Source organism: Xanthovirga aplysinae, assembly GCF_009711365.1.
Classification (GTDB): Bacteria; Bacteroidota; Bacteroidia; order Cytophagales; family Cyclobacteriaceae; genus Xanthovirga; species Xanthovirga aplysinae.
In genome coordinates, this window is record NZ_SMMB01000677.1 from 1 (window position 1) to 3,219 (window position 3,219).

The 3,219-nt window shown below is 34.2% G+C and carries 4 protein-coding genes; 3 read left to right on the plus strand and 1 reads right to left on the minus strand.

The genetic code is table 11. The features are described 5' to 3' along the window. Window positions 1-86: 86 nt before the first annotated feature. The 3 genes from E1171_RS04065 (at window position 87) to E1171_RS04075 (ending at window position 2,605) form a co-directional block, all read left to right on the plus strand. Window positions 87-398 (plus strand): ArsR/SmtB family transcription factor, encoded by a 312-nt coding sequence (locus E1171_RS04065; protein WP_155204360.1) that lies wholly within the window; start codon window positions 87-89, stop codon window positions 396-398. A gap of 245 nt (window positions 399-643) precedes the next feature. After that, window positions 644-1,606 (plus strand): DMT family transporter, encoded by a 963-nt coding sequence (locus tag E1171_RS04070; protein ID WP_155204362.1) that lies wholly within the window; start codon window positions 644-646, stop codon window positions 1,604-1,606. Window positions 1,607-1,816: 210 nt separating this feature from the next. After that, entirely contained in the window at window positions 1,817-2,605 is a 789-nt protein-coding gene (locus tag E1171_RS04075) for a PhzF family phenazine biosynthesis protein (RefSeq protein WP_155204364.1), read from the plus strand. A 423-nt stretch (window positions 2,606-3,028) separates the two neighbouring features. Here the strand turns inward: E1171_RS04075 and E1171_RS24195 are convergent. Next, window positions 3,029-3,219 (minus strand): hypothetical protein (locus E1171_RS24195; protein WP_222931383.1); only part of this gene is annotated, 191 nt, incomplete at its 5' end.

Genomic DNA, 3,219 nt, shown 5'->3' on the forward strand with positions numbered 1-3,219 from the left:
CAGCCAGTTAGCCAGACCTGATAATAATTTCTTCAAATTTCGAATCTTTATTTTGATATTTCGACATTTGTCGATATGTTTGTCGCATGAATGAAGAGCAAATCATTGAAATCAGTAAGGCCTTAGGGAATCCCACCAGGCTAAGAATTCTGAAATGGTTACGGGATCCGGAAAACAACTTTCCACCTCACGAGGATTTGGGACATTTTGATGATGGGGTGTGTGCCTCCCATATTAAAGATAAAGCGGGGTTGTCACAATCCACCATTTCATCTTTTTTATCAATGATGGAAAAATGCAATCTAATTATTTTAACCAGGCATGGAAAATGGTCTTATTTCAAAAGGAATGAAAAAGTTATTAAGGAGTATTTAAATTCAATTGAATTAGAATATTAAAAAATTTAGGCAACAATATCGATAATCTTAAATATGTAATTTTATGAAATCAATCTTTACTAAATATTTGAAACTCCCTCAAAGAAGTATTAAAAAGCATTCGGCTGTCTTTAGCTTTTTGTAAGAATAAAGTTAAGCCTCAATTCCTTTTGAAGAAGGATAAGTTATTTGATAATTCCCTACAACCATTCAGTGAGGAATTCCTGGAAGGAGGGGAAATTTTAAATATTGAATAAACTATTGAAATGACAAACATACAAAAAAACAAAAGAGGTCCCTTGGCATGGGGAATTATGTTGGTGCTCACCTTAATTTGGGGTAGTTCATTTATATTAATGAAAAAAGGTCTGGTCGTTTTTGATCCAGGGGAAGTTGCTGGTATCAGAGTGATGATAGCAGGCTTATTTCTTTTTCCGATGGCCTTAAAAGCCATGAAAGGGTTAAGAAAGAAGCAGGTATTTCTTTTAGCTGTGTCCGGATTTGTAGGAGTATTGGCTCCAGCCTTTTTGTTTGCTACTGCCCAAACCCAATTAGATAGTGCCATCTCTGGGGTTTTAAATGCATTAGTGCCCCTAAATGTTTTAGTTGTGGGTGCTTTATTCTACGGTCAAAAGATTTTCCCCCAACATCTTTTGGGAATTATGATTGGTTTTGTTGGGACAGCGGTTCTTGTTTTGTCAGGACAAGGAAATGATTTGAATAGTGTAAATATGTATGCCCTGTTAATTGTGGTGGCTACATTTATGTATGGGAATAATTTAAATCTTGTAAAATTTCATTTGTCAGACTTGAATTCCATGGTTATTTCAAGTGTTTCCATTTTTATCATGGGCCTTTTCGCTTCAGTCTATTTGTTTTCAGCAACGGATTTTGTGCAAAAATTAACAGAGGAAGATGGGGCTATAATGGCGCTAGCTTATTTAGTAATATTAGGAGGAGTTGGCACAGCATTGGCAATTAGCCTATTTAATAAACTTCTTTTGATTACCGACCCTATTTTTTCGAGTTCAACATTGTATCTAGTGCCAATAGTAGCAGTGATGTGGGGGCTACTCGATGGAGAGGTGATCAGTTTTAGTCATTATGTGGGTGTAATTTTAATAATATTTGGGGTTTATTTTTCAAATAGGAGAAAAAGATCGGTAGAAAGTGAGAACCGATTTAAGAAGGTTTTTAGGAAAACTCTAACACAAAGAAGAGCCAGCTAATAAAAAAGACCTCAGTAAATCGTCCCTTTTGTTTTATTTAATTACTGAAACTGTTAAAGATAAAATAGCATTCGAAAATATGAGTTGTTTTTTTTCATGAGTTTAGGTGCTATTTGAAATTTAGATAAGTTATTTAATTCCCTTAATTTCTTAGATAATTTTAGGGAATTAGTTTTACAGCCTTATGTTATTTAAAGATTGAAACCTGGAATGAAATTAGAAATATATCAAATTGACACTTTTACGGATAAGATTTTTGGTGGAAATCCAGCATGTGTTGTGCCTTTGAAATATTGGCTTCCTGATAAAATTCTATTAAAAATTAGTCAAGAAAATGCTGTGGCCGAAACAGCTTTTTTTATTGAAAGAGAAGACCATATTCATTTACGATGGTTTACACCAGATATTGAAATGGACTTATGTGGACATGCCACCCTAGCAACAGCTCATGTTTTAAACAAAATTCTTGGGCACCAAAAAGAAAAAATAATATTTAAGACCTTGAGTGGAGATCTAAGTGTTTCCATTGAAAAGGAATTATACACCTTGGATTTTCCTTCACGAGAACCATCTGCAACTGAATTGCCAGATATAATTAAAAGATCTTTAAATATACAGCCGAAGACAGTGCTGAAATCAAGAGATTATCTCTTGGTCTACGAAACTGAAAAGGATATTATAAATATTACAATTGATCGTCAAATTTTTGACCAAATTAATCTTGACCCCGGAGGGGTAATTGTTACCTCAAAAGGCAGTAATTGTGACTTTGTATCAAGATTTTTTACACCACAATCTTCCATTTTAGAGGACCCTGTGACCGGCTCAGCCCATTGTTCTTTGATACCCTATTGGAGTGAACAGCTAAGAAAAAAGAAATTAACAGCTAAACAACTTTCCGACAGAGGAGGAGATTTATTGTGTGTCGATAATAACGGTAGGGTTTTAATTAGTGGGAAGGCAAAAACTTATTCAGTGGGTTACTTTTTTACAGAATAATAGGAATTGGGATACAGAAATTTGCTAATTGGGGACACTACTCATGTAATTCTCTTTTTCGTGCCAGCTGTTACATATTAAGCACTTCACATTGTACCTTTGGATTGGACAAATGGAAATTTGTATTGGTATTGATAAGGCCCTTCCTGTTTTTTAATGCAAATCTTCTTTTTTTATATCATTGACCGCTTTACTCACTACTGTTTTCTTCACTTGGAATTCTAATAAATATATGGTGTGTTGTTAAAAAAAATTAATAAGCAAAACCTAATTGGTACTAAAAAATGGTTAGTCAAATGGTGTTAATGGCACTGTTTTTTTAACAGTGCCAATTATTTTATACCAAATAAACTCTTAATATCAAGGCTTTTAGTTTTTTTATTTCAAAAAAGCCAAAAGCTCCTCCTAGATATTTACTGATTGTTAGTCATTGAAATTAAAATAAACGGAATCAGGGGGTAGGAGGACCGTATCAGGAGGAGAAATGACAGTGTCAGGTGGAATAACGACTGTATCGGGCGGAAATATAACTGTATCAGGAGGAAAAACTAAAGTGTCTGGAGGATTCACCACTGAATCCTCAGAAAGGACCATAAACCCATTACTTGATTGGT